Genomic DNA, 24,102 nt, shown 5'->3' on the forward strand with positions numbered 1-24,102 from the left:
TCCTCACCTCAGCCGCCCAGGTACACCCGGGGGACCCGACCTCCGATACGGGTGACGATCTCATACGCGATCGTGTGTGCCGCTTGAGCCCAGTCCTCGGCGGTGGGTTCGCCCAGCTCGGCGTCCCCGAGGAGGACCGCCTCGTCGCCGGCGCGGGCCTCGTCGGTGCCGAGGTCGACGACGAACTGGTCCATGGCGATCCGTCCGGCGGCCCGCCGGACGCGGCCGCCGACGAGCACCGGCCCGCGGCCCGAGGCGGCCCGCGGCAGCCCGTCCGCGTAACCGGCCGGGACCAGGGCGAGCCGGGTCTCGGACTCGGTGACGTAGTGGTGGCCGTAGCTCACGCCGTGCCCGGCGGGGACGGACTTGACCAGGGCCAGGGAGGCCTTGAGCCGCATGGCGGGCCGCAGGCCGAGCTGCGCGGGGGTGCCGAGCTCGGGCGCGGGCGAGACCCCGTAGACGGCCAGGCCGGTACGGACGAGGTCGTAGTGGCTCTCGGGGAGCGTGAGGGTGGCCGGCGAGTTGGCGATGTGCCGGACCTCGGGGTCGACGCCCTCCTTCTCCGCGTACGCGAGCATGTCGCGGAAGGCGTCGAGCTGGAGCTGGATCGAGGGGTGGCCGGGCTCGTCGGCGCAGGCGAAGTGCGACCAGACGCCGGTGACCCGGACCGTGCCCTCCGCCTCGGCCGCGACGGCCGCGCCGACGAGTTCGGCCCAGTCGGCGGGCTGGCAGCCGTTGCGGCCGAGGCCGGTGTCGGCCTTCAGCTGGATCCGGGCGGTCCGGCCGGCCGCGCGGGCGGCCTCGCGCACCTCGTCCAGCGCCCACAGGCCGCTCACGGACACGTCGATGTCGGCCTCGACGGCCTCCCGCCAGGGCCCGCCGGGGGTCCACAGCCAGCACATGACGCGGCCCTCGATGCCGGCGGCGCGCAGGGCGAGCGCCTCCTCGGGGGTGGCGGTACCGAGCCAGGTGGCCCCGGCCTCCTGGGCGGCGCGGGCGCACGGGACGGCCCCGTGCCCGTAGGCGTTCGCCTTGACGACGGCCATCAGCTGGGCCCGGGGCGCCCGCGCGCGCAGTGCGCGTACGTTCTCCCGTACTGCGTCAAGATCGATCTCGGCGTACACGCGCGGCGCTCTCTCGTTCATCGCCCACAGTCTCTCAGAACCCCCGCCCCGCCTCCCCTCCGACCGCCCGCGGCCACGGCGCCGGACCGGCGCGGGCGGGCGGGGCCGCCGGGTCAGCCGGCGGTGGCGCGCCAGGCCCGCGGGAGGGCGGCGGCCACCTCGTGCGCCACGACCGGGGCTCCGTCGGCGGCCAGCCGTCCCGCCAGGCCGTGCAGGTACGCCGCCACCGAGCCCGCGTCCGGCCCCGGCAGCCCGCCCGCCAGCAGCGCCCCCGCCAGCCCCGACAGGACGTCCCCGCTCCCGGCGGTGGCCAGCCACGGGGTGCCGGTCGGGTTCACCCGGACCGGCCGCCCACCGGCGTCGGGGGCGACCAGCGTCGTCGACCCCTTCAGCAGCGCCGTGGCCCCGTACCGCCCGGCCAGCTTCCGTACGGCGGCCAGCCGCCCGGCCTCCACCGACTCCCTCTCCACCCCGAGCAGCGCCGCCGCCTCCCCCGCGTGCGGGGTCAGCAAGGTCGCGGCCCGCCGCCCCCGCACCACCTCGGGGTCCAGCCCCCGCAGCCCGTCCGCGTCCACCAGCACCGGCACGTCCCGGTCGGCCAGCGCCCGGGCGACCTCCGCCCCCCGCCCGTCCCCGAGGCCCGGGCCGACCACCCACGCCTGCACCCGCCCCCGCCCGACCAGCACCTCCGGGTAGCGGGCGAGCACGGCGTCCGCCGCCGGGCCCACGTACCGCACCGCGCCCGCGCCGCCCCGCAGCGCGCCCGCCACGGCCAGCACCGCCGCGCCCGGGTACTGCCGCGACCCGGCGACGATCCCGACCACGCCCCGCCGGTACTTGTCGCTGGATGCCGTCGGCACCGGCAGCAGCCCCGCCACGTCGGCGTGCTGGAGGGCCTCCAGCTCCGGCGCGGGCAGCTCCAGCCCGAGCCCGATCAGCCGCACCGCACCCACCCGCGAGGCCCCGGGGTCGATCAGCAGCCCCGGCTTGTACGCCCCGAAGGTCACCGTCACATCGGCGCGCACCGCCGCTCCGGCCACCTCACCGGTGTCCGCGTCCACCCCGCTCGGCAGGTCCACCGCGACCACCAGGGCGCCCCGCGGGATCCGCTCCACCAGCGCCGCCGCCGCCGGGCGCAGCGCGCCGCGGCCGCCGATCCCGGCCAGCCCGTCCAGGACGAGGTCCGCCCGCCGCGGCACCGACTCCTCGACCCGGCCCCCGGCGGCCCGCAGCGCGGCCAGGGCACCGGGGTGCATCCGCGCCGGATCCACCGGCACCGCCGTCACCCGGGCGCCGCGCCGCGCCAGCCGCGCGCCCGCGTACAGCGCGTCGCCGCCGTTGTCCCCGGAGCCGGTCAGCACGACCACCCGGGCGCCGTACACCCGCCCCAGCAGCCCCGCGCACACGGCGGCCAGCCCCGCCGCGGCCCGCGCCATCAGGGCGCCCTCCGGCAGCCGCGCCATCAGCTCGCGCTCGGCGGCCCGTACGGTCTCCACGCTGTAAGCGGTACGCATGCCCCCAGCCTGCCCGAAACCGGCGGCCCGGGCCGGGCGGGGGCCGGCCGGGGCGCTCAGCCCTCCGCGATCACCACCGCGGACGCGACCCCGGCGTCATGGCTCAGCGAAATGTGCCACGACCTCACCCCGAGCACCCGCGCCCGCGCCTCGACCGTCCCGGACACCCGCAGCCGGGGCTGCCCGGACTCCTCCACGTACACCTCGGCGTCCGTCCACAGCAGCCCGCCGGGCGCGCCCAGCGCCTTGGCCAGGGCCTCCTTCGCCGCGAACCGGGCGGCGAGCGAGGCGGTTCCGCGCCGCTCGCCGCTCGGCAGCATCAGCTCGGCGTCGAGGAACAGCCGCCGCGCCAGGTTCGGCGTCCGCTCCAGCGCGGCGCCGAACCGCTCGATCTCCGCCACGTCGATCCCCACACCGACAATCACCAGAACAACCCCACTAGCCCGCTACTCCACGGTCACCGACTTGGCGAGGTTACGCGGCTGGTCCACCTCGTTGCCCCGCGCCGTCGCCAGCTCGCAGGCGAACACCTGCAGCGGCACCGTCGCCACCAGCGGCTGGAGCAGCGTCGGGGTCGCCGGGATCCGGATCAGGTGGTCGGCGTACGGGACGACGGCCTCGTCGCCCTCCTCCGCGATCACGATGGTGCGCGCACCGCGCGCCCGGATCTCCTGGATGTTCGAGACGATCTTGTCGTGCAGGACCGAACGGCCGCGCGGCGACGGGACGACGACCACCACCGGCAGGTCCTGCTCGATCAGCGCGATCGGCCCGTGCTTGAGCTCCCCCGCCGCGAAGCCCTCGGCGTGCATGTACGCCAGCTCCTTGAGCTTGAGCGCGCCCTCCAGGGCCACCGGGTAGCCCACGTGCCGCCCCAGGAACAGCACGGTGTTCTTGCCCGCCAGCGACCGCGCGAGCTCGCGTACGGGCTCCATCGTCTCCAGCACGGTGTCCACGGCCCCGGCGATCTCCGACAGCTCCCGGATCACCGACTCGATCTCGTCGCCCCACTTCGTGCCCCGCACCTGACCCAGGTACAACGCGACGAGGTAGCAGGCGACGAGCTGCGTCAGGAACGCCTTCGTCGAGGCGACGGCCACCTCCGGCCCGGCGTGCGTGTACAGCACGGCGTCCGACTCGCGCGGGATCGTCGACCCGTTCGTGTTGCAGACGGCCAGCACCTTCGCGCCCTGCTCGCGCGCGTGGCGCAGTGCCATCAGGGTGTCCATGGTCTCGCCGGACTGCGAGATCGCGATCACCAGCGTCCGCTGGTCGAGGATCGGGTCCCGGTAGCGGAACTCGCTGGCCAGCTCGGTCTCGCACGGGATGCGGGTCCAGTGCTCGATGGCCAGCTTCGCGATCATGCCCGCGTGGTAGGCCGTCCCGCACGCCACGATCACGACCTTGTCCACCTCCCGGAGCACCGCGGCGGGGATGCGCACCTCGTCGAGGGTCAGCAGGCCGCTCGCGTCGATGCGGCCCAGCAGGGTGTCGGCGACGGCCTTCGGCTGCTCGGCGATCTCCTTGAGCATGAAGTAGTCGTAGCCGCCCTTCTCGGCCGCCGAGGCGTCCCAGTCCACGTGGTACGCCCGCACGTCCGCGGGCGCCCCGTCGAAGCCGGTCACCGTGACCCCGTCGCGGCGCAGCTCGACGACCTGGTCCTGGCCGAGTTCGATCGCGGAACGGGTGTGGGCGATGAAGGCGGCCACGTCGGAGGCGAGGAAGTTCTCGCCCTCCCCCACGCCCACCACGAGGGGGGAGTTGCGGCGGGCGCCGACCACCACGTCCGGCTCGTCGGCGTGCACCGCGACCAGCGTGAAGGCTCCCTCCAGCCGCCGGCACACCTGCCGCATCGCCTCCGCGAGGCCGCCCGCGGCGGCGAACCGCTCGGCGAGCAGGTGCGCGACGACCTCGGTGTCCGTCTCGGACTCCAGCCGGTGGCCGCGCTCGGTGAGTTCGGCGCGCAGCGCGGCGAAGTTCTCGATGATGCCGTTGTGCACGACGGCCACCCGGCCGGAGTTGTCCAGGTGGGGATGGGCGTTGACGTCGGTGGGCCCCCCGTGGGTCGCCCACCGGGTGTGCCCGAGCCCGGTGGAGCCGGCCGGCAGCGGCCGCTGGACGAGCTCCTTCTCCAGGTTGACCAGTTTCCCGGCCTTCTTGACGTTGGCGAGCCGCCCGTCGGCGAGCACCGCGATCCCGGCCGAGTCGTAGCCGCGGTACTCCAGCCGCTTCAGTCCGGCGATGACCACATCGAGCGCAGACTGCGCTCCCACGTAACCCACAATTCCGCACATAGGCCGCAGCGTACGCCGTAGTTGGCTCCGTGCCCCGCACCTGAACAAGACGAAACCCCGCCCGGCGAAACCGCCGGGCGGGGCTGGCGTCCGAGCCGGGCGGTGCCGGCCCGCGGGTCAGCCGAGCTTCTTGACCTGCGTGTCGATCAGGGTCTTCGGGGACTCGGCGGTGCCGGTGAGGCTGATGGAGCTGAAGGTGGCCACGGTGGAGCCCTTGCGCGCCATCGCCATCAGCAGGGTGGCCTTGTCGCCGTCCTCCAGGTCCATGGTGACGGCGAGGCTGACGGCCTCGTCACCGGCGCTGACGGCCGGGCCCGCGGCGACGCTCTGGTACTTGGTGGTCTCGCCCTCCGCGGTGGCGGAGAAGCCGCCCGCGCACATCTGCCCGGCGGACTTGAAGGCCGCGAGGGTCTCCTGGGCGCCCTGGCCGTCGTAGGAGGCCAGACCGGTCATCGTGGTGGTGATGCCCAGCGCCTTCTTGATGGCCTCCGCCTTCTCCTCGGCGGACGCGCCCGCGGCCACGTCCTTCGGCTTGGCGCCCAGCGCGGTGCGGGCGACGCCGGTCGGCTTGCCGATCTTCTGCAGGGACTGGGTCTGTGCCAGGACCTTGCAGGCGGGCTTGTCGGTGCTGATCGCGACCTGGTCCGACTGGGCGAGCTTGGCGCCCGCGTCGGCCTTCAGCAGGTAGTCCGGGACCTCCGCCTGCGTGACCAGCAGGGCCGTCAGGTCGGCGTCCGTCTTGCCCTTGGCCGCCACCGGGGCGCTCGACGCCGCGGAGGGCCGCGCGTCCGGCTTGGCGCCGTCCTTGCCGTCGGCCTTGTCGGACCCGCAGGCGGTGGCGAGCAGGGTCAGGGACACCGCGGAGGCGGTCAGGACGGTACGACGGACGAGTGCGGTGCGCACGATGGATCTCCCCCAGAAAATGAACACCGCCGGGACCCGGATCGGCGCGGCGGTAACGATCAATCTACGGTCCGCGCCCCGCCGCACACCCGGCGCCCGGCGCGCCGCGGCCAATCGTGATCCGGATGAGACGGGACGTCCGTCCGATCGATACCCCGGTGCGTACAACCCCGGACCGCCCGCGCCGTCCGCCGCGCCCGGGCCCGCACGTGACCGACCCCACGACCCGCGCGCGACCCACGCGCGACGCCCAGCCCCGACAATGGCTGTGTGATCACATCGCCGACGCGTTGCACGCCGGGCTCCGGGCCGGAGCGCTCCGGCCCCCGACGGGTGCCCGATGCCTCCCCCTACGTCGATCTCACGCGGGCCGAGTGGAGCGCCCTGCGCGAGCGGACGCCGCTGCCCCTGACGGCCGCGGAGGTCGAGCGGCTGCGCGGCCTCGGCGACGTCATCGACCTCGACGAGGTGCGGGACGTCTACCTGCCGCTCTCCCGCCTGCTCAACCTGTACGTCGGCGCCACGAGCAACCTCCGCGGCACCCTGAACACCTTCCTCGGCGACGCCGGGAACGGTCACGGCGCCCAGCAGGGCACCCCCTTCGTCATAGGGGTCGCCGGTTCGGTCGCCGTCGGCAAGTCCACGGTGGCCCGTCTGCTCCAGGCCCTGCTGGCCCGCTGGCCGGAGCACCCGCGGGTGGAGCTGGTCACCACGGACGGCTTCCTGTACCCGATGAAGGAGCTCCAGCGGCGCGGCCTGACCTCGCGCAAGGGCTTCCCCGAGTCCTACGACCGCCGTGCGCTGACCCGTTTCGTCGCGGACATCAAGGCGGGCAAGGACGAGGTCACCGCTCCGGTGTACTCGCACCTGATCTACGACATCGTCCCCGGCGAGCAGCTCGTCGTGCGCCGCCCGGACATCCTGATCGTCGAGGGCCTGAACGTCCTGCAGCCGGCCCTGCCCGGCAAGGACGGCCGCACCCGGGTCGGCCTGGCCGACTACTTCGACTTCAGCGTGTACGTGGACGCCCGCCCCGAGGACATCGAGCGCTGGTACCTCAACCGCTTCCGGAAGCTGCGCGAGACCGCGTTCCAGAATCCGTTCTCCTACTTCCGCAAGTACACCCAGGTCTCCGAGGAGGAGGCCCTGGAGTACGCGCAGACGATGTGGCGGACCATCAACAAGCCCAACCTGCTGGAGAACGTGGCCCCCACCCGCGGCCGCGCCACCCTCGTCGTGCGCAAGGGGCCCGACCACAAGGTGCAGAAGCTGAGCCTGCGCAAGCTCTGAGCCCCGCTAGGGTGCGGCCATGCTGCACCTACGGATGATCACGCCGCCGGAGCGGACGGAGGACGTGGTCGCCGTCGTCGAACGGACGGTCGGCACCACGCACCTCGTCGTCCTGCCCGGCGCGGCCCGCGTCCCGGCGGGCGACCTCGTACTGTGCGACGTCGCCCGCGAGGCCGGCGACGAGCTGCTGCGGGAGCTCCAGCACCTGGGCATCGACAAGGACGGCTCGATCGCCGTCGAGAACATCGACCTGTCGCTGTCCGAGCGGGCCGAGGCGGCCGAGGAGGAGGCTCCCGGCGAGGCCGCGGACGCGGTGCTGTGGGAGCAGCTCACCGGAGCCACCCACGAGGAGTCCACGCTCAGCATCACCTACTGCGCGTTCATGATCCTCGCGACCATGATCGCGGCGTGCGGCGTGGTCCTCGACAACGCGGTCCTCATCGTCGGCGCGATGGCCGTCGGCCCGGAGTTCGGCCCGCTCGCCGGGGTGTCCATCGGGGTCGTGCAGCGCGAGCCGCGGCTCGCGCTGCGCTCCCTGACCGCCCTGCTGGCCGGCTTCGCGGCGGCCTTGGTCGCCACCACCGTCTTCAGCCTGGGCATGGACGCCATCGGCCAGTTCCACGCGGGCATGCTGGAACGGCCCCGGCCCAACACCGGCTTCATCTGGCAGCCGGACCCGTTCTCCTTCGTGGTCTCCCTGCTGGCGGGCATGGCCGGAGTGCTCTCCCTGACCTCCGCGAAGTCGGGGGCGCTGGTCGGCGTCGCCATCTCGGTCACCACCGTCCCGGCTGCCGCGAACGCCGCCGTGGCGCTGAGCTACGGGGAGTTCGCCCAGATGTGGGGCTCGGCCGAACAGCTGCTGCTGAACCTGGGCGGGATCATGCTCGCGGGCATCGTGACCCTGACCGCCCAGAAAGCACTGTGGCGGACCCAGCGGGGCCGCTGGATCCGCCGGGCCAGGGGCTCCAAGGCCCCCGGCCGCTGAGCCGGGCCGGCCCGATCAGCCCAGCGCGGACTTCACCACGTCGGCCAGCCGCCCGGCGACCGCGCGGGCCTGCTCGATGTCGGCGGCCTCCACCATCACCCGTACGAGGGGCTCCGTACCGGACGGGCGGAGCAGCACCCGGCCGGCGGCGCCCAGCTCCCGCTCGGCGTCGGCGACGGCCGCGGCCAGCTCCCCGGAGGTCGAGACCCGGGACCTGTCCACGTCCGGGACGTTGATCAGGATCTGCGGCAGCCGCGTCATGACGCCGGCCAGGTCGGCCAGGGAGCGTCCGGTGGCCGCGACGCGCGCCGCCAGCATCAGGCCGGTCAGCGTGCCGTCGCCGGTCGTCGCGTGGTCGAGGATGATCACGTGACCGGACTGCTCGCCGCCGAGCGCGTAGCCGTGCTCCTTCATCGACTCCAGCACGTAGCGGTCGCCGACCCCGGTCTGCACGACCTGGATGCCCTCGGCCTCCATGGCCAGCTTGAAGCCCAGGTTGGACATGACGGTGCCGACCACGGTGTTCTCGCGCAGCTGGCCGGCCTCGCGCATGGCGAGCGCCAGGACCGCGAGGATCTGGTCGCCGTCGACCTCGGCGCCGGTGTGGTCCACGGCCAGGCAGCGGTCGGCGTCGCCGTCGTGCGCGATGCCGAAGTCCGCGCCGTGCTCGACCACGGCCTGCTTGAGCAGGCCCAGGTGGGTGGAGCCGCAGCCGTCGTTGATGTTCAGGCCGTCGGGCTCGGCGCCGATCGTGACGATCTGCGCGCCCGCCCGGGTGAAGGCCTCGGGCGAGACGTACGAGGCCGCGCCGTGGGCCTCGTCCAGGACGACCGTGAGGCCGTCGAGACGGTTCGGGAGGACCCCGATGAGGTGGGCGACGTACTTGTCGAAGCCCTCCGTGTAGTCGGAGACGCGGCCGACGCCGGAGCCGGTGGGGCGGTCCCAGGGAGCGCCGGTGCGGTGCTCGTCGTAGACCGACTCGATGCGGTCCTCCAGGTCGTCCGCCAGCTTGTGGCCGCCGCGCGCGAAGAACTTGATGCCGTTGTCGGGCATCGCGTTGTGGCTCGCGGAGAGCATCACGCCGAGGTCGGCGCCCAGCGCACCGGTGAGATACGCCACCGCCGGGGTGGGCAGCACACCGACGCGCAGGACGTCCACGCCGGCGCTGGCGAGGCCCGCGACGACCGCGGCCTCCAGGAATTCGCCCGACGCGCGCGGGTCGCGGCCGACGACCGCGGTGGCCCGGTGGCCCGCGAAGGTGCCCGCCTCGGCCAGTACGTGCGCGGCCGCCACGGAGAGGCCGAGCGCGAGCTCGGCCGTCAGATCCGCGTTGGCGACGCCTCGTACACCGTCCGTCCCGAAGAGTCGTCCCACTGTTGTCCTCCCGAGTTCACGCTTCGCAATGTGACCGCTTGTGACAGGTATTTGCCGCTTGTGGCGGTAAACGAACCGCCCCGGCAGCACAGAGAGTGCTGCCGGGGCGGTTTCGTTGCAGAACAGCAGGCGCAGATTAACGCTTGCTGTACTGCGGAGCCTTACGGGCCTTCTTGAGACCGGCCTTCTTGCGCTCGACCGCACGGTCGTCGCGGGAGAGGAAGCCGGCCTTCTTCAGCGCCGGGCGGTTGTTGTCCACGTCCGCCTCGTTCAGCGCACGGGCCACGCCGAGGCGCAGGGCACCGGCCTGACCGGAAACGCCGCCACCCGAGATGCGGGCGATGACGTCGTAGCGGTTGTCCAGCTCGAGCAGCTTGAACGGCTCGTTGACTTCCTGCTGGTGCACCTTGTTGGGGAAGTAGTCCTCAAGGGTGCGACCGTTGATCTTCCACTTGCCGGTGCCCGGAACGATCCGGACGCGGGCGATGGCGTTCTTGCGACGGCCCAGGCCGGCGGCCGGCTGGGGGTCGCCGAAGCGGCCGGCAAGCGACTCGGAGGTGTAGTCGCCCTCGACGACGACCTCAGACTCGGTGGTGTACTCCTCGACGCCCTCGAACTCTTCGACGGGGGTCTCGGCGGTGGTCTCGGCCACGATGCTCCTCAGAATTTTCTACGTCTTAGGGGGTGGCCGGAACTACTGCGCGACCTGGGTGATCTCGAACGGCACCGGCTGCTGGGCAGCGTGGGGGTGCTGGTCGCCCGAGTAGACCTTCAGCTTCGAGAGCATCTGACGGCCCAGGGTGTTCTTGGGGAGCATGCCCTTGATGGCCTTCTCGACGGCCTTCTCCGGGTTGTTCGCCAGGAGGTCGTCGTAGCGCACCGAGCGGAGACCGCCCGGGTAGCCGGAGTGGCGGTACGCCATCTTCTGGGTCGCCTTGTTGCCGGACAGGTGAACCTTGTCGGCGTTGACGATGATGACGAAGTCGCCCATGTCCATGTGGGGGGCGTAAGTCGGCTTGTGCTTGCCCCGCAGGAGGGCAGCGGCCTGGGTCGCCAGACGGCCGAGGACAACGTCCTGGGCGTCGATGACGAGCCACTGGCGCGAGATGTCGCCGGGCTTGGGGCTGAACGTACGCACGCGTATGCCTTCGCTTCTTCAGTGGTGGGTCATCCCCGGGGGGTGAGCCCGAGGGACGGGTCCTGACATGGGTCACCACGGACGATCACGACAGCCCTGGTTCACATCGGGGACGCAACCCGTGTGTACCGCTGGTCATCGGCCCGGTGGACCGGCGCAAGGCAAATTCACGTGAGAATGAGCAAGCCAATACGCATAACGAACCAGCAGGGTACCCCTGAAGACCTGGAAGGGTCAAAACGCGGTCCGCTGTCCCGTCTGCACGGGAGCCGCGGCGCACTCCGGTTCGGTCCTGGGTGGGGACCCCGTAGTTCGTACGACTTCCAGGGTAACCCGGCCCGGGCGCAGCACGCGCCACGCCAGCAGTCCCGCGAGCGCGCACAGGGCCGTCATGTCCCGGAACGCCCGTCTCTTGTGCTCGAACTCCGAGGGCCACGGCACCCCCGCCAGCTGGGGCCCCAACGCCGCCCAGAACCAGGGGGACCGGGGCGCCGAGCCCTCCCGCACCCCCGACGCCAGCAGCAGCGGGAGCACCACCAGCAGGTAGTGGTCGAAGGACGGCCGCGACACCAGGAATGCGGCGAGCATCACCATGCAGGCCGTCTCCACCAGCCTCAGCTCCCCCGCGTCCGCCTCGTCGCGCGTACGCCGCCACCGCACCCACGCCCCCCACAGCCCGGCGCCCGCCCCCGCGCCCGCCAGCAGCACCGCCACCGGCTCCGGCACCCCCAGCCGCGGCAGCGCCGCGATCGGCGAGGCGTCCCAGGGCAGCGCGTAGGCGTCCTGGCCCTGGAAGAGGAAGGGCAGCGTCTTGGTGAAGAACAGCGTCGGGCTCGGCATCAGCAACGCCCCCACCAGCGACAACACCACCGGCACCAGCACCGCCGCCGCCAGCCCCCGCCACTGGCGGGCCAGGACGAACAGCAGCCCGAGCGGCACCAGCATCGGCTTGCAGGCGATGGCCAGCCCCACCACCAGGCCCGCCGCCGCCCACGAACGCCGGTGCGCGAGCAGCAGCGCCACCGGCAGGGCGGCCGCGGAGATCGCCGTCCAGTTGCCGATCAGCACGAGGTTCGCGTACGGCTTGTAGGCCAGGGCCAGCAGCCCCAGGCCCCCCACCGCGAAGCGCGAGCACAGCGGCACCGCGAACAACCGCAGCGCGGCCCACCAGCCGATCCCCACCAGCCCCGTCATCCCCAGCGGCAGCAGCCAGCGCAGCACCGCCTGCGGCAGCAGCGCCTCCGGCACCGCCATGATCACGGCGCTCGGCAGGTACAGGAACCGCTTGTCCTCGTACGGCGAGACCCCGGCCAGCAGCGCGTCCGCCGCCTTGACCACGAAGGCGTTGTCCGAGCCCCAGTTCGACCGCAGGCTCGTCGACACCGCGACCGTCAGCAGGACCGCCAGCGAGAGCGCCCGCCACGACCGGGGAGCCGGCTCCATCAGCCGGGCGCACCGGCGTCCGGCGGCGGACGGACGATCCCACTTCATGAGCCAGATGCTAGGCCGCAGCCCCACGACGCCTCCCCCTCGACCCGCAGGGGTGTGACGGCCCCGGCGCTTCCGATCGGCACGCTCCGTCCGTCGCACGCGCGGGCCGCGCGTCAGCGCTTGCGGTCGACCCTGCGTTCGTCCCAGACGGGCTCCTGAGTCTCGCGCACAACACCGTCCGAACCGAAGACCAGGTAACGGTCAAATGTGCGCGCGAACCACCGGTCGTGGGTGACGCACAGGACGGTCCCGTCGTACGCCTCCAGCCCGTCCTGCAAGGCCTCCGCCGACTCCAGGTCCAGGTTGTCCGTCGGCTCGTCCAGCAGCAGCGCCGTGGTTCCGGCCAGCTCCAGCAGCAGGATCTGGAAGCGCGCCTGCTGACCGCCCGAGAGCTTCTCGAAGGGCTGCTCGCCCTGCCGCTCCAGCTCGTACCGGCGCAGGGCGCCCATCGCCTGCCCCAGCGGCTTGGCCGCCTCCGTCCACAGGATGTCGACGAGCGTCCGCCCGAAGAGCTCCGGGTGCGCGTGCGTCTGCGCGAAGTGCCCGGGCAGCACCCGCGCGCCCAGCTTCCAGGTCCCCGTGTGCTGCACGTCCTCGCCCGCCAGCAGCCGCAGGAAGTGCGACTTGCCGGAACCGTTCGAGCCGAGCACCGCGACCCGCTCCCCGTAGAAGACCTCCAGCGAGAAGGGCTTCATCAGCCCCGTCAGCTCCAGGTTCTCCACCGTCAGCGCGCGCACCCCGGTGCGCCCGCCCTTGAGCCGCATCCGGATGTCCTGCTCGCGCGGCGGCTCCGGCGGCGGGCCGGCCTCCTCGAACTTCTGGAAGCGCGTCTGCATAGCCCGGTAGCGCGAGGCCATGTCCGGGCTGCTCGCCGCCTGGTTGCGCAGCCGCAGCACCAGCGCCCGCAGCCGGGCGTGCTCCTCGTCCCAGCGCCGCTTGAGCTCCTCGAAGCGCGCGAAGCGCTCCTTGCGCGCGTCGTGGTAGGTGGAGAAGCCCGCGCCGTGCACCCACACGTCGCTGCCCGTCGGACTGGCCTCCAGGCTGATGATCTTCTCCGCCGCCTGGGTCAGCAGCTCCCGGTCGTGGGAGACGAACAGCACCGTCTTGCGGGTGGCGGCGAGCTGCTCCTCCAGCCAGCGCTTGCCCGGCACGTCGAGGTAGTTGTCCGGCTCGTCGAGCAGCAGCACCTCGTCCGGCCCGCGCAGCAGCGCCTCCAGGACCAGCCGCTTCTGCTCACCGCCCGACAGCGTGCGCACCTCGCGGAACTGCGCGCTGTCGTACGGGATCGCCAGCGCGGCCATGGTGCAGACGTCCCACAGCGTCTCCGCCTCGTACCCCTGTACGTCCGCCCAGTCGCTGAGCGCCTGCGCGTACGCCATCTGCGCGGCCTCGTCGTCCACCGTCAGGATCAGCTGCTCGGCCCGGTCGACCGCCTTCGCGGCCTCCCGCAGCCGCGGCTGCGCCACCGACACCAACAGGTCCCGTACGGTCGTCTCGTCCCGGACCGAGCCCACGAACTGCGACATCACGCCGAGGCCGCCGCTGATCGTGACCCCGCCGCCGTGCGGCTGGAGCTCCCCGGAGATCAGCTTGAGCAGGGTGGTCTTGCCGGCGCCGTTCGCCCCCACCAGGGCCACCACCGACCCCTCCCCCACGCGGAAGGAGACGTCGGGGAGCAGGACCCGCCCGTCGGGAAGGTAGTACTCCAGGTGGCTGGCTTCGAGATGTCCCATGCGGGGCATTCTCCCGGTCCCGCCGCGATCCACCCAACCGGATTACCCTCCGGTCAGCAGCAGCCGGCGCCCGGCAGGGTGCGCAGGTTGCGGGCCTCCTTGCTGCGGGCGGCGAGCAGCTCGTCCGCCGGGTAGCCGACCTCCTCCAGGGTGAGCCCGTGCGGCTTCACCACGTGCACCGAGGAATCCCGTACGGCGGCGGCCAGCACCTGCCCGGGCCACTCCACCGGCCGGTGCCCGTCGCCCACGTGCAGCAGGGCTCCGACGAGCGAGCGGACCATGTTGTGGCAGAAGGCGTCGGCCCGCACGGTCGCGGTGACGATCCCGTCGTCGGCACGCTCCCAGCTGAGCTGCTGGAGCGTACGGATGGTCGTGGCGCCCTCGCGCTTCTTGCAGTACGCGGCGAAGTCGTGCTCGCCGAGCAACGCGGCGGCGGCCTCGTTCATCGCGTCCACGTCCAGCGGCCACTGGTGCCACAGCACGTGGCCGCGGCGCAGCGGGTCCACTCCGGCCTGGTGGTCGCCGACGCGGTACGCGTAGCGGCGCCAGATCGCCGAGAACCGGGCGTTGAAGCCCTCGGGCGCCTCGGCGGCCCGCCACACCCGCACGTCGTGCGGCAGCCGCCCGGCGAGCCGGCGCAGCAGCTTGTCGTGGTGTTCGGCCCACACCTCCTCGGCGAGGTCGAACTGCGCCACCTGGCCGCGCGCGTGCACCCCGGCGTCGGTGCGCCCGGCCACGGTCAGGTCGACGGGCTCCTTCAGCCGCATCACCGTCGCCAGCGCGCTCTCCAGCTCGCCCTGGACGGTCCGCAGCGTGCGCTGCTTCGCCCAGCCGGAGAAGTCCTTGCCGTCGTAGCTCAGGTCCAGCCTGACCCGGACGTGTCCGGGCTCCACCTCGTCACTCACGTGACAGATCCTCTCAGAACGTGCGGAAACGCAGAACGGGCCCGCCCCGGTAAGGGGGCGGGCCCGTTCAGAGCCGATCAAGCAAGCTCGATCCCGGAGCGGGATCAGGCCTCCTTGGTCTCCTCGGCGGCGGGCGCCTCGGCGGCCTCGGTCTCGGTGGCCTCGGCCTTGGCCTCCGCCTCCTTCACCGCGCGCTTGGTGGCGGCCTCGGCCTCACCAGTGGCCTGCTGGGCGACCGTCAGGGCCTCGACCAGCTCGATGACCGCCATCGGGGCGTTGTCGCCACGACGGTTGCCGATCTTGGTGATGCGCGTGTAACCACCGGGGCGGTTCTCGTAGCGCGGGGCGATCTCGGTGAACAGCGTGTGCACGATGCTCTTGTCCGTGATCGTCTGCAGCACCAGGCGACGGTTGTGGATGTCGCCCTTCTTGGCCTTGGTGACCAGACGCTCGGCGTAGGGACGCAGGCGACGGGCCTTGGCCTCGGTGGTGGTGATGCGGCCGTGCTCGAAGAGCGCCTTCGCGAGGTTCGCGAGGAGGTGCTTCTCGTGCGCGGCGCTGCCGCCCAGACGGGCACCCTTTGCGGGACGCGGCATGGTGTTACTCCTTCATTTCTGCACCGGCCGTGTCAGGTACCGGTGACAGTTCCCCCGGGGCGGACGCCCCGGGAAAGTCTTCTCTGCGAGCCGAAGCTCAGTACTGCTCGGTCTCGACGAAACCGGCGTCCGCGTCGTCGTCGGCGCCGAAGGCGTCGGCGGCGGCGGTCGGGTCGAATCCGGGCGGGCTGTCCTTGAGGGCCAGGCCCATGCCGGCCAGCTTCGCCTTGACCTCGTCGATCGACTTCGCACCGAAGTTGCGGATGTCGAGCAGGTCGGCCTCGGAACGCGCCACGAGCTCACCCACGGAGTGGATGCCCTCGCGCTTGAGGCAGTTGTACGAGCGGACCGTGAGCTCCAGCTCCTCGATCGGCAGCGCCAGGTCGGCGGCCAGGGCCGCGTCCGTCGGCGAGGGGCCCATGTCGATGCCCTCGGCGTCGATGTTGAGCTCGCGCGCCAGGCCGAACAGCTCGACCAGGGTCTTGCCGGCGGACGCCATGGCGTCGCGCGGGCGCATGGCCTGCTTGGTCTCCACGTCGACGATCAGCTTGTCGAAGTCGGTGCGCTGCTCGACTCGGGTCGCCTCGACCTTGTAGGTGACCTTGAGGACCGGGCTGTAGATGGAGTCGATCGGGATGCGGCCGATCTCCTGGCCCAGCTGCTTGTTCTGGACGGCGGAGACGTAGCCGCGACCGCGCTCGACGGTCAGCTCCATCTCCAGCTTGCCCTTGCCGTTGAGCGTGGCGAGGACCAGGTCCGGGTTGTGCACCTCGACACCGGCCGGGGGCGCGATGTCGGCAGCGGTGACCAGGCCGGGACCCTGCTTGCGCAGGTACATCACGACCGGCTCGTCGTGCTCCGAGGAGACGACCAGCTGCTTGATGTTGAGGATGATGTCGGTGACGTCTTCCTTGACGCCCGGCACGGTGGTGAACTCGTGCAGGACGCCGTCCACGCGGATGCTGGTGACAGCGGCACCCGGGATGGAGGACAGGAGGGTACGGCGGAGCGAGTTGCCGAGGGTGTAGCCGAAGCCCGGCTCCAGCGGCTCGATCACGAACCGCGAGCGGTACTCGTCGACGACCTCTTCGGTCAGCGAGGGACGCTGAGCGATCAGCATGTGTGTTCCTTCAGTCGTGGACGCCCACTATTTGACGTCCGACGGGCACTACGTACAGCAAGGGTACGGGCGGCACGTCCCCCCGAAGGGGTTCGTACCGCCCGGACACTCAAAGACGCACAGGTGCGTCCGCTGCGTCAGACGCGGCGGCGCTTCGGCGGGCGGCAGCCGTTGTGCGGGGTGGGGGTGACGTCCTGGATCGAGCCGACCTCGAGGCCGGTGGCCTGGAGGGAGCGGATCGCGGTCTCACGGCCGGAGCCGGGACCCTTGACGAAGACGTCGACCTTGCGCATGCCGTGCTCCTGCGCGCGGCGGGCGGCCGACTCGGCGGCCATCTGCGCGGCGAAGGGGGTGGACTTGCGCGAGCCCTTGAAGCCGACGTGGCCGGCGGAGGCCCAGGAGATCACGTTGCCCGAGGGGTCCGTGATCGAGACGATGGTGTTGTTGAACGTGCTCTTGATGTGGGCGTGCCCGTGAGCGACGTTCTTCTTTTCCTTGCGGCGCACCTTCTTGGCAGCGCCCTGACGACCCTTGGGGGGCATCTAAATCTCCTACGGGAGGTGGTCGGTCCTACAGCGCAAGACCGCTGAACAGGACTACTTCTTGCCCGGCTTCTTCTTACCGGCGATCGCGCGACGCGGGCCCTTGCGGGTACGCGCGTTGGTGCTGGTGCGCTGACCGTGCACCGGCAGGCCACGACGGTGGCGGATGCCCTGGTAGCACTGGATCTCGATCTTGCGGCGGATGTCGCCCTGGATCTCGCGGCGGAGGTCACCCTCGGTACGGAGGTTGGCGTCCACGTACTCGCGGATCTTGACCAGGTCCTCTTCGGCCAGGTCACGAACGCGGGTGTCGGGGTTCACGCCGGTGGAGGCGAGGATCTCCTTGGACCGGGTGCGCCCGATACCGAAGACGTAGGTGAGTGCGATCTCCACACGCTTTTCGCGCGGGATGTCAACACCGGAAACGCGTGCCATTCAATGGCTCCTGTGTGTTCGGGGGTCTTCCGCAGAACCGACCCCGACCGCCGACCACCCGAAAGTGGGTGATGGTACGCCCGGGTCCCCGGCCCCCGCCGGAGGTACCGCCGGCCCCTCTCAGGGCTGGGCGGGTTCTGCGTATGTACGTTTTCTTACGTCGCGCGAAGAACTGCGGAAGGCAGGTCGGTCGGCGTGCGTCAGCCCTGGCGCTGCTTGTGGCGCAGGTTGTCGCAGATGACCATGACCCGGCCGTGACGGCGGATCACCTTGCACTTGTCGCAGATCTTCTTGACGCTCGGCTTGACCTTCATGTTGGTGAGGTTCTCCGGGTCAGTGCCACCACCCGCGCCGGGACGAGATGTCCGGGCCGGAGTGAAGACAAGATCTACTTGTATCGGTAGACGATCCGGCCACGCGTCAGGTCGTACGGAGACAGCTCCACGACGACCCGGTCATCCGGGAGGATGCGGATGTAGTGCATGCGCATCTTGCCGCTGATGTGCGCGAGGACCTTGTGACCGTTCTGCAGTTCCACCTTGAACATCGCGTTCGGGAGGGACTCGATCACGGTGCCCTCGATTTCGATGGCACCTTGCTTCTTGGCCACGCTTCGCCCTTCGAATCGGCTACCTTGATCGGCTTCGTGCGCCACACATGCAGGCATGGAAGTGCACGAGAGCCGACGAGTCAGTCTACGTCAGGGCACCCAGAAAGACGAATCCGGAAAGTGTGCCCCAGAGTGTAGATCATTACGCCAGCGGGTCGGGAGCCGTGGTGACCCCGTACTCCGCCAGCTTCGCCTTGCCGCAGTCGGGGCTGGTCAGGACGATCGGACCCGCCTCGGTCAGGGCGATGGAGTGCTCCCAGTGCGAGGACCAGGTGCCGTCCGTCGTGATGACCGTCCAGTCGTCCGCCAGGACCTCCGTCTGGGCGGTGCCCAGGGAGACCATGGGCTCGATCGCCAGGCAGACGCCCGGAGCGAGCTTGATGCCCTTGCCGCGCTTGCGCGAGACGTAGTTCAGCAGGTGCGGGTCCATGTGCATCTCGGAGCCGATGCCGTGGCCGCCGTAGTCCTCGATGATCCCGAACTTGCCGAGGCTGTGCTCACCGGTGGAGGGACGCGGCTGGCGCCGGATGTAGGTCTCGATCGCCTTGGAGATGTCCACCAGGCGGTTGCCCAGCTTCATGGCCGCGATGCCGGCCCACATCGACTCCTCCGTCACCCGCGACAGCTCGACCAGCTCCGGAGCGTGACCCGTGCCCACGAAGGCCGTGTACGCCGCGTCGCCGTGCCAGCCGTCCACGATCGCGCCGGCGTCGATGGAGATGATGTCGCCGTCCTTGAGGACCGTCTTGTCGTCCGGGATGCCGTGGACGACGACCTCGTTCACCGACGTGCAGATGGTCGCGGGGAAACCGCCGTAGCCGAGGAAGTTCGACTTGGCGCCCGCGTCCGCGATCACCTTCCGGGCCACCATGTCCAGATCCCGCGTCGTGGCACCCGGAACGGCCGCCTCACGGGTCGCCGCGTGGATCGCGGCGACGACCAGCCCTGCCTCGCGCATCTTCGCGATCTGCTCGGGGGTCTTGATCTGCACCATGGGGGCGTGCCTTCCAGCTTCGGAACGGGTCTTCTCAACAGTACGGCCGCGATGCCCTGGGGACACCGCGGCCGTACCTGCACAACGGGGGTACTACTTCTTCAGGGCGTCCATCGCCCGCTTGGTGATCTCGTGCACCTCACCGAGGGCCGCGATCGTCACCACGAGGCCCTGCGCCCGGTAGTAGTCGATGATCGGCTCGGTCTGCGTGTGGTAGACCTCCAGCCGGTTGCGGACCGTCGACTCGGAGTCGTCGTCGCGCTGGTACAGCTCGCCGCCGCAGGTGTCGCAGACACCCTCGGCCTTCGGAGCCGCGTACGCCACGTGGAAGACGTGCGCGGAGTCCAGGCGGCAGATCCGCCGGCCGGCGATCCGCTTGACGACCTCGTCCTCCTCGACCTCCAGGTCGAGAACGGCGTCGAGCTTCATGCCCGCGCCCCCCAGCATCTCGTCCAGGGCCTCGGCCTGAGACACGTTCCGCGGGAAGCCGTCGAGCAGGAAGCCGTTCGCGGCGTCCGGCTGCTCCATGCGGTCCTTGGCCATCCCGATGGTGATCTCGTCGGGGACGAGGTCACCGGCGTCCATGAACGCCTTCGCGCGACGGCCCAGCTCCGTGTTCTGACTGATGTTGGCGCGGAAGAGGTCGCCCGTGGAGATGTGCGGGATCGACAGGTTCTTGGCAAGGAACGCGGCCTGCGTTCCCTTGCCCGCACCGGGAGGTCCGACGAGGACGATTCGCATCAGCGGAGGAACCCTTCGTAATTGCGCTGCTGGAGCTGGCTCTCGATCTGCTTCACGGTTTCCAGACCCACACCCACGATGATGAGGATGCTCGTCCCGCCGAACGGGAAGTTCTGGTTCGCCCCGAAGCCCGCCAACGCCATTGTCGGCACGAGTGCGATCAGACCCAGGTACAGCGAGCCGGGCCACGTGATGCGGTTGAGTACGTAGCTCAGGTACTCGGCGGTGGGCCGGCCGGCGCGGATGCCCGGGATGAAGCCACCATACTTCTTCATGTTGTCCGCAACTTCCTCGGGGTTGAACGAGATCGCCACGTAGAAGAACGCGAAGAACACGATCAGGAGGAAGTAGGCCGCGATGTAGTACGGGTGGTCGCCCTTGACGAAGTGCTTCTGGATCCAGACCGCCCAGCCGGCCTGCGAGCCGCTGAACTGCACGATCAGGGCCGGGATGTACAGCAGCGACGAGGCGAAGATGACCGGGATGACACCGGCCTGGTTCACCTTGAGCGGGATGTAGGTGGACGTACCGCCGTAAGCCCGGCGGCCGATCATGCGCTTGGCGTACTGAACAGGGATCCTGCGCTGCGCCTGCTCGACGAAGACCACCAGGGCCACCATCGCGAGGCCGACCAGGATGACCACGCCGAACTCGACCCAGCCTCCGGCGATCTTGCCCTGGAGCTTGATCGTCCACAGCGCGCCGACGAAGCCGGCGGCGATGGAGATGAACATGAGGATCGACATGCCGTTGCCGATGCCGCGGTCGGTGATGAGCTCACCGAGCCACATCACGACGCAAGTGCCGGCGGTCATGGTGATCACCATGACGACGGTGGTGAAGATCGAGTGGTTCGGGACGATCTCCCGAGCGACCGGGCAGCTACCGAACAGGGCGCCGGTGCGCGCGGTGGCGACCAGTCCGGTGCCCTGAAGGATCGCGAGCGCGACCGTCAAATAGCGCGTGTACTGAGTGATCTTCGCCGTGCCGGACTGACCCTCTTTTTTGAGGTTCTCCAGCTTCGGGATGACCACGGTCAGCAGCTGCAGGATGATGCTGGCCGTGATGTACGGCATGATGCCGAGCGCGAAGATCGTGATCTGCAGCAGCGCACCGCCGCTGAACATGTTGACGAGACCGAAGAGGCTGTTGCTGGTGCCCATCGAGTCGACACAGATCTGAACGTTCTTGTAGCTCACGCCGGGTACCGGGATGTGGGACCCGAGCCGATACAGCACGATGATGCCGAGCGTGAAGAGCAGCTTCTTGCGCAGGTCGGGCGTCTTGAACGCCCGGGCGAACGCGGTGAGCACGGTGCCTCCTGCGACCCCCGCGCTACTGCGTCAGAGGTGACGGTCTGAGGGATCGACGAATACGTACGAGCAAAGGTGCAGGCCACCTTACCGGCGTCTGCGCCCCCCGTGGAACGACCAACCGGGGATGCCCCATATGTGAGGCATCCCCGGTCGGGTTTCTAGCTATTTGTCACCGAGTTTTTCGTCTTAGACGAGCTCGGTGACGGTGCCGCCGGCAGCGGCGATCTTCTCCTTGGCGGAGCCGGAGACGGCGTCAACCGAAACCTGCAGCGCCACGGAGATCTCGCCCTGGCCCAGGACCTTGACGAGGCTGTTCTTGCGCACCGCGCCCTTGGCGACCAGGTCGGCCACCGTGACCTCTCCACCCTCGGGGTAGAGAGCGCCGAGCTTGTCCAGGTTCACGACCTGGAACTCGGTGCGGAACGGGTTCTTGAAGCCCTTGAGCTTCGGCAGGCGCATGTGGAGGGGCATCTGCCCACCCTCGAAGCGCTGCGGGATCTGGTAACGGGCCTTCTGGCCCTTCGTACCACGACCGGCCGTCTTACCCTTCGACGCCTCACCACGACCGACACGGGTCTTCGCGGTCTTGGCACCGGGGGCGGGACGGAGGTTGTGGGCCTTCAGCGGGCTGTTCTCAGCCATGATTAGTCAACCTCCTCAACCGTCACGAGGTGGCGGACGGTCTGCACCATTCCGCGGAACTCGGGGCGGTCCTCCTTGACGACGACGTCGTTCAGGCGCTTGAGCCCGAGCGAACGCAGCGTGTCGCGGTGGTTCTGCTTGCTACCGATGTACGACTTCGTCTGCGTGATCTTGAGGCGGGCCATTAGACACCCGCCCCGGCACGTGCACGAAGGAGCGCCGCGGGGGCAACGTCCTCGAGGGGCAGACCACGGCGAGCCGCGATCTCCTCGGGACGCTGGAGGCCCTTGAGGGCCGCCACGGTCGCGTGCACGATGTTGATCGCGTTCGAAGAGCCGAGCGACTTCGACAGGATGTCGTGAACGCCGGCGCACTCCAGAACGGCGCGCACCGGGCCACCGGCGATAACACCGGTACCGGGGGAAGCCGGCTTCAGCAGCACGACGCCCGCGGCACGCTCGCCCGTGATCGGGTGAGGGATCGTGCCCTGGATGCGCGGAACCTTGAAGAAGGACTTCTTGGCTTCCTCGACACCCTTGGCGATGGCCGCGGGAACTTCCTTGGCCTTGCCGTAACCGACACCTACGGTGCCGTCACCGTCGCCCACCACGACCAGCGCGGTGAAGCTGAAGCGGCGACCACCCTTGACAACCTTGGCGACGCGGTTGATCGCGACGACGCGCTCAACGTAAGCGGTCTTCTCGGCGGCAGGGCCACCGTCGCGACCCTTCCGGTCCCGCCGCTCGCCGCCACCGGCACCGCTTCCGCGGCGCTGGGGTCCAGCCATTGGATTACCTCTCTCTGTTACGTCCGTGAGTCCCGGAACCGGGGCTTAGAACTTCAGCCCGGCTTCGCGGGCGGCGTCAGCCAGAGCGGCAATGCGCCCGGCGTATCGGTTGCCACCGCGGTCGAACACGACGGTCTCGACACCCGCGGCCTTGGCACGCTCGGCGACGAGCGCGCCGACAGCCTGGGCCTGGGCGCTCTTGTCGCCTTCGCCACCGCGGATCGAAGCGTCCAGGGTCGACGCCGACGCCAGGGTGTGACCCTGGAGGTCGTCGATGACCTGAGCAACGATGTTGCGGTTGGAACGCGTCACGACGAGGCGCGGACGCTCCGCCGTACCCGAGACGTTCTTGCGGATGCGGATGTGGCGGCGAGCCTTGGCAGCGCGCTTGTACGCGTCGCCCTTGGCGATCTTCACACCGTATGCCATGGCTACTTACCAGCCTTTCCGACCTTGCGGCGGATGACTTCGCCGGCGTACTTGACACCCTTGGCCTTGTACGGGTCGGGCTTCCGCAGCTTGCGGATGTTGGCGGCGACCTCGCCGACCTTCTGCTTGTCGATGCCCTCGACCGAGAACTTGGTGGGCGACTCGACCTTGAACGAGATGCCCTCGGGCGCCTCGATCAGGATCGGGTGGCTGTAGCCAAGCTGGAACTCCAGGTCGGAGCCCTTCGCGGCGACGCGGTAACCGACACCGCTGATCTCGAGAGCCTTGACGTACCCCGTGGTCACGCCGGTGATCATGTTCGCCACCAGCGTGCGGGACAGGCCGTGCAGGGCCTTGTTCTGACGCTCGTCGTTCGGGCGGGTGACGTTCAGAACGCCGTCCTCACCCTTGACGATCTCGATCGGCGCCTTGACGGTGTGCGCGAGGGCACCCTTGGGGCCCTTCACGGAGACCGTCTGGCCGACGATGGTGACGTCCACACCGGCGGGAACCTGGATGGGGAGCTTGCCGATTCGCGACATTGCTTTTCCTCCGTTCCCGACTACCAGACGTAGGCGAGGACTTCCCCACCTACGCCCTTCTTGCCTGCCTGCTGGCCGGTCAGGAGACCGTGGGACGTGGAGATGATCGCCACGCCCAGGCCGCCGAGGACCTTCGGCAGGTTGGTGGACTTCGCGTACACGCGCAGACCGGGCTTCGAGATCCGCTTGATGCCCGCGATGGAGCGCTCACGGTTCGGCCCGAACTTCAGCTCGAGGACGAGGTTCTTGCCGACCTCGGCGTCCTCGACCTTCCAGCCGGTGATGAAACCCTCCTGCTTGAGGATCTCCGCGATGTGCGACTTGATCTTGCTGTGCGGCATCACGACGGTGTCGTGGTACGCCGAGTTAGCGTTACGCAGACGAGTGAGCATGTCTGCGATCGGGTCAGTCATGGTCATGAAGTGGCCTTCGGCCTCTCTCGCCGGGGTTTCCTGTATGCGCCATCCCTCTCCCCACTCAGAGGCGGGACGGGTGCGGCGCGGGGACCTACGGCGTAGTAAGTCGTTATGGGCGGCGGACGCCCAACCACACAAGCCTAAGGCATGCGCGGCCGGGCATCCGCCGACCAGATGCTTA

General features: G+C 70.3%; 28 protein-coding genes. 2 read left to right on the top strand and 26 right to left on the bottom strand.

Annotated features, from left to right (window positions below; translation table 11 throughout):
- Positions 1 to 8: 8 nt before the first annotated feature.
- The 5 genes from alr to ACGFXC_RS12460 form a co-directional block, all read right to left on the bottom strand.
- Positions 9 to 1,145: an alanine racemase gene (gene alr, locus ACGFXC_RS12440; protein WP_393712073.1), complete on the bottom strand. Its 1,137-nt coding sequence runs from the start codon at positions 1,143 to 1,145 to the stop codon at positions 9 to 11.
- A gap of 92 nt (positions 1,146 to 1,237) precedes the next feature.
- Positions 1,238 to 2,638: an NAD(P)H-hydrate dehydratase gene (locus ACGFXC_RS12445; RefSeq protein ID WP_393712074.1), complete on the bottom strand. Its 1,401-nt coding sequence runs from the start codon at positions 2,636 to 2,638 to the stop codon at positions 1,238 to 1,240.
- A 56-nt stretch (positions 2,639 to 2,694) separates the two neighbouring features.
- A complete protein-coding gene (locus ACGFXC_RS12450; protein WP_393712230.1) occupies positions 2,695 to 3,066 on the bottom strand; it encodes a holo-ACP synthase in 372 nt (123 codons plus the stop codon).
- Positions 3,067 to 3,084: 18 nt separating this feature from the next.
- Positions 3,085 to 4,932: a glutamine--fructose-6-phosphate transaminase (isomerizing) gene (gene glmS, locus ACGFXC_RS12455; protein WP_393712075.1), complete on the bottom strand. Its 1,848-nt coding sequence runs from the start codon at positions 4,930 to 4,932 to the stop codon at positions 3,085 to 3,087.
- 117 nt (positions 4,933 to 5,049) lie between these two features.
- Complete coding sequence (locus tag ACGFXC_RS12460; protein ID WP_393712077.1) at positions 5,050 to 5,835, bottom strand: hypothetical protein; 786 nt, start codon at positions 5,833 to 5,835, stop codon at positions 5,050 to 5,052.
- A gap of 270 nt (positions 5,836 to 6,105) precedes the next feature.
- Between ACGFXC_RS12460 and coaA the strand changes: the two genes are divergently transcribed.
- Complete coding sequence (gene coaA, locus ACGFXC_RS12465) at positions 6,106 to 7,125, top strand: type I pantothenate kinase (protein WP_393712079.1); 1,020 nt, start codon at positions 6,106 to 6,108, stop codon at positions 7,123 to 7,125.
- Between the two features lie 19 nt (positions 7,126 to 7,144).
- On the top strand, positions 7,145 to 8,110 hold the full coding sequence (locus ACGFXC_RS12470) for a DUF389 domain-containing protein (protein ID WP_393712081.1): 966 nt from the start codon (positions 7,145 to 7,147) through the stop codon (positions 8,108 to 8,110).
- A 15-nt stretch (positions 8,111 to 8,125) separates the two neighbouring features.
- On the opposite strand, the gene glmM is transcribed toward ACGFXC_RS12470, so the two are convergent.
- From glmM to rpsH, 21 genes are all read right to left on the bottom strand, one after another.
- Positions 8,126 to 9,484, bottom strand: coding sequence for a phosphoglucosamine mutase (gene glmM / locus ACGFXC_RS12475; RefSeq protein WP_393712082.1), 1,359 nt, complete (start codon positions 9,482 to 9,484; stop codon positions 8,126 to 8,128).
- Between the two features lie 136 nt (positions 9,485 to 9,620).
- Positions 9,621 to 10,136, bottom strand: a complete 516-nt coding sequence (rpsI, locus tag ACGFXC_RS12480; protein ID WP_266574493.1) for a 30S ribosomal protein S9 — start codon at positions 10,134 to 10,136, stop codon at positions 9,621 to 9,623.
- Positions 10,137 to 10,178: 42 nt separating this feature from the next.
- Complete coding sequence (rplM, locus tag ACGFXC_RS12485; protein ID WP_073912858.1) at positions 10,179 to 10,622, bottom strand: 50S ribosomal protein L13; 444 nt, start codon at positions 10,620 to 10,622, stop codon at positions 10,179 to 10,181.
- A gap of 234 nt (positions 10,623 to 10,856) precedes the next feature.
- Positions 10,857 to 12,113: a glycosyltransferase family 87 protein gene (locus tag ACGFXC_RS12490; protein ID WP_393712085.1), complete on the bottom strand. Its 1,257-nt coding sequence runs from the start codon at positions 12,111 to 12,113 to the stop codon at positions 10,857 to 10,859.
- Between the two features lie 113 nt (positions 12,114 to 12,226).
- Positions 12,227 to 13,846, bottom strand: a complete 1,620-nt coding sequence (locus tag ACGFXC_RS12495) for an ABC-F family ATP-binding cassette domain-containing protein (protein WP_393712086.1) — start codon at positions 13,844 to 13,846, stop codon at positions 12,227 to 12,229.
- A 53-nt stretch (positions 13,847 to 13,899) separates the two neighbouring features.
- On the bottom strand, positions 13,900 to 14,751 hold the full coding sequence (gene truA, locus ACGFXC_RS12500) for a tRNA pseudouridine(38-40) synthase TruA (protein ID WP_393712088.1): 852 nt from the start codon (positions 14,749 to 14,751) through the stop codon (positions 13,900 to 13,902).
- Positions 14,752 to 14,855: 104 nt separating this feature from the next.
- A complete protein-coding gene (gene rplQ, locus ACGFXC_RS12505) occupies positions 14,856 to 15,347 on the bottom strand; it encodes a 50S ribosomal protein L17 (RefSeq protein ID WP_393712090.1) in 492 nt (163 codons plus the stop codon).
- Positions 15,348 to 15,444: 97 nt separating this feature from the next.
- A complete protein-coding gene (locus ACGFXC_RS12510; protein ID WP_008739666.1) occupies positions 15,445 to 16,467 on the bottom strand; it encodes a DNA-directed RNA polymerase subunit alpha in 1,023 nt (340 codons plus the stop codon).
- Between the two features lie 137 nt (positions 16,468 to 16,604).
- Positions 16,605 to 17,009 carry a 30S ribosomal protein S11 gene (gene rpsK / locus ACGFXC_RS12515; RefSeq protein ID WP_003956432.1) on the bottom strand — a complete coding sequence of 135 codons (405 nt, stop codon included), beginning with the start codon at positions 17,007 to 17,009 and terminating at the stop codon, positions 16,605 to 16,607.
- A gap of 54 nt (positions 17,010 to 17,063) precedes the next feature.
- Positions 17,064 to 17,444, bottom strand: coding sequence for a 30S ribosomal protein S13 (gene rpsM, locus ACGFXC_RS12520; RefSeq protein ID WP_351821620.1), 381 nt, complete (start codon positions 17,442 to 17,444; stop codon positions 17,064 to 17,066).
- Between the two features lie 200 nt (positions 17,445 to 17,644).
- Positions 17,645 to 17,758 (bottom strand): 50S ribosomal protein L36, encoded by a 114-nt coding sequence (rpmJ, locus tag ACGFXC_RS12525; RefSeq protein ID WP_003956441.1) that lies wholly within the window; start codon positions 17,756 to 17,758, stop codon positions 17,645 to 17,647.
- Between the two features lie 74 nt (positions 17,759 to 17,832).
- Positions 17,833 to 18,054, bottom strand: coding sequence for a translation initiation factor IF-1 (gene infA, locus ACGFXC_RS12530; RefSeq protein ID WP_003956442.1), 222 nt, complete (start codon positions 18,052 to 18,054; stop codon positions 17,833 to 17,835).
- 142 nt (positions 18,055 to 18,196) lie between these two features.
- Positions 18,197 to 19,048 carry a type I methionyl aminopeptidase gene (map, locus tag ACGFXC_RS12535; RefSeq protein WP_393712093.1) on the bottom strand — a complete coding sequence of 284 codons (852 nt, stop codon included), beginning with the start codon at positions 19,046 to 19,048 and terminating at the stop codon, positions 18,197 to 18,199.
- A gap of 93 nt (positions 19,049 to 19,141) precedes the next feature.
- Positions 19,142 to 19,789: an adenylate kinase gene (locus tag ACGFXC_RS12540; protein ID WP_393712095.1), complete on the bottom strand. Its 648-nt coding sequence runs from the start codon at positions 19,787 to 19,789 to the stop codon at positions 19,142 to 19,144.
- Entirely contained in the window at positions 19,789 to 21,102 is a 1,314-nt protein-coding gene (gene secY, locus ACGFXC_RS12545) for a preprotein translocase subunit SecY (RefSeq protein WP_351821610.1), read from the bottom strand. Before secY ends, ACGFXC_RS12540 begins: the two co-directional genes overlap by 1 nt.
- Before the next feature lie 189 nt (positions 21,103 to 21,291).
- Positions 21,292 to 21,747, bottom strand: a complete 456-nt coding sequence (gene rplO / locus ACGFXC_RS12550) for a 50S ribosomal protein L15 (protein ID WP_053682613.1) — start codon at positions 21,745 to 21,747, stop codon at positions 21,292 to 21,294.
- Positions 21,748 to 21,749: 2 nt separating this feature from the next.
- The gene (rpmD, locus tag ACGFXC_RS12555) at positions 21,750 to 21,932 is read right to left on the bottom strand and encodes a 50S ribosomal protein L30 (RefSeq protein WP_053682614.1); all 183 of its coding nucleotides are present in this window, start codon (positions 21,930 to 21,932) and stop codon (positions 21,750 to 21,752) included.
- Positions 21,932 to 22,534: a 30S ribosomal protein S5 gene (gene rpsE, locus ACGFXC_RS12560; protein ID WP_351821608.1), complete on the bottom strand. Its 603-nt coding sequence runs from the start codon at positions 22,532 to 22,534 to the stop codon at positions 21,932 to 21,934. The genes rpmD and rpsE overlap by 1 nt, the downstream gene beginning before the upstream one ends.
- A 45-nt stretch (positions 22,535 to 22,579) precedes the next feature.
- Entirely contained in the window at positions 22,580 to 22,963 is a 384-nt protein-coding gene (gene rplR, locus ACGFXC_RS12565; protein ID WP_030026334.1) for a 50S ribosomal protein L18, read from the bottom strand.
- A gap of 2 nt (positions 22,964 to 22,965) precedes the next feature.
- On the bottom strand, positions 22,966 to 23,505 hold the full coding sequence (gene rplF / locus ACGFXC_RS12570; protein WP_351821604.1) for a 50S ribosomal protein L6: 540 nt from the start codon (positions 23,503 to 23,505) through the stop codon (positions 22,966 to 22,968).
- 20 nt (positions 23,506 to 23,525) lie between these two features.
- A complete protein-coding gene (gene rpsH / locus ACGFXC_RS12575) occupies positions 23,526 to 23,924 on the bottom strand; it encodes a 30S ribosomal protein S8 (protein WP_007265911.1) in 399 nt (132 codons plus the stop codon).
- Positions 23,925 to 24,102: the final 178 nt, after the last annotated feature.

The organism is Streptomyces sp. NPDC048507 (assembly GCF_043199995.1).
Lineage (GTDB): Bacteria > Actinomycetota > Actinomycetes > Streptomycetales > Streptomycetaceae > Streptomyces.

Coding starts and splice junctions, on each gene's coding strand:
- ACGFXC_RS12470 (WP_393712081.1), top strand. CDS start 7,145: ATGCTGCACCTACGGATGATCACGCCGCCGGAGCGGACGGAGGACGTG.
- ACGFXC_RS12445 (WP_393712074.1), bottom strand. CDS start 2,638: ATGCGTACCGCTTACAGCGTGGAGACCGTACGGGCCGCCGAGCGCGAG.
- rpmJ (WP_003956441.1), bottom strand. CDS start 17,758: ATGAAGGTCAAGCCGAGCGTCAAGAAGATCTGCGACAAGTGCAAGGTG.
- ACGFXC_RS12540 (WP_393712095.1), bottom strand. CDS start 19,789: ATGCGAATCGTCCTCGTCGGACCTCCCGGTGCGGGCAAGGGAACGCAG.
- ACGFXC_RS12495 (WP_393712086.1), bottom strand. CDS start 13,846: ATGGGACATCTCGAAGCCAGCCACCTGGAGTACTACCTTCCCGACGGG.
- ACGFXC_RS12490 (WP_393712085.1), bottom strand. CDS start 12,113: ATGAAGTGGGATCGTCCGTCCGCCGCCGGACGCCGGTGCGCCCGGCTG.
- rpsH (WP_007265911.1), bottom strand. CDS start 23,924: ATGACCATGACTGACCCGATCGCAGACATGCTCACTCGTCTGCGTAAC.
- map (WP_393712093.1), bottom strand. CDS start 19,048: ATGGTGCAGATCAAGACCCCCGAGCAGATCGCGAAGATGCGCGAGGCA.
- alr (WP_393712073.1), bottom strand. CDS start 1,145: ATGAACGAGAGAGCGCCGCGCGTGTACGCCGAGATCGATCTTGACGCA.
- rpsE (WP_351821608.1), bottom strand. CDS start 22,534: ATGGCTGGACCCCAGCGCCGCGGAAGCGGTGCCGGTGGCGGCGAGCGG.
- rplF (WP_351821604.1), bottom strand. CDS start 23,505: ATGTCGCGAATCGGCAAGCTCCCCATCCAGGTTCCCGCCGGTGTGGAC.
- rpsK (WP_003956432.1), bottom strand. CDS start 17,009: ATGCCCCCCAAGGGTCGTCAGGGCGCTGCCAAGAAGGTGCGCCGCAAG.
- glmS (WP_393712075.1), bottom strand. CDS start 4,932: ATGTGCGGAATTGTGGGTTACGTGGGAGCGCAGTCTGCGCTCGATGTG.
- ACGFXC_RS12510 (WP_008739666.1), bottom strand. CDS start 16,467: ATGCTGATCGCTCAGCGTCCCTCGCTGACCGAAGAGGTCGTCGACGAG.
- rpmD (WP_053682614.1), bottom strand. CDS start 21,932: ATGGCCCGCCTCAAGATCACGCAGACGAAGTCGTACATCGGTAGCAAG.
- rplO (WP_053682613.1), bottom strand. CDS start 21,747: ATGGCTGAGAACAGCCCGCTGAAGGCCCACAACCTCCGTCCCGCCCCC.
- rpsM (WP_351821620.1), bottom strand. CDS start 17,444: ATGGCACGCGTTTCCGGTGTTGACATCCCGCGCGAAAAGCGTGTGGAG.
- rplQ (WP_393712090.1), bottom strand. CDS start 15,347: ATGCCGCGTCCCGCAAAGGGTGCCCGTCTGGGCGGCAGCGCCGCGCAC.
- rplR (WP_030026334.1), bottom strand. CDS start 22,963: ATGGCATACGGTGTGAAGATCGCCAAGGGCGACGCGTACAAGCGCGCT.